Source organism: Mesorhizobium sp., assembly GCF_004962245.1.
Lineage (GTDB): Bacteria > Pseudomonadota > Alphaproteobacteria > Rhizobiales > Rhizobiaceae > Mesorhizobium.
On record NZ_SUHQ01000112.1, the window covers coordinates 1 to 351 of the forward strand.

A 351-nucleotide genomic window follows, 5' to 3' on the forward strand; every position below is an offset into this window, starting at 1 on the left:
CCGACCGTCAGCTCGGGCCGGACCGTATCGCCATACCAGCGCTGCTGGCGACGGCGGCGGTCCACCATCATCTGATCCGCAAGGGATTGCGCACATCGGTGGGGCTGGTGGTCGAGTCCGGCGAACCGCGCGAGGTGCATCATTTCTGCTGCCTTGCGGGCTATGGCGCCGAGGCGATCAATCCCTATCTCGCCTTCGACACGCTGCTCGACATGCACAAGCGCGGCGAGCTGCCGGCCGAAGTCGACGCCAATGAGGTCGTCTCCCGCTACATCAAGTCGATCGGCAAGGGCATTCTCAAGGTGATGTCCAAGATGGGCATCTCAACCTACCAGTCCTATTGCGGTGCGC

Annotated in this window: 1 protein-coding gene; it reads left to right on the forward strand. The window is 63.2% G+C overall.

From position 1 onward, the window contains the following. Positions 1-351: glutamate synthase central domain-containing protein (locus E5X88_RS33565; RefSeq protein ID WP_292168575.1), on the forward strand; the 351-nt coding region annotated here is incomplete at both ends.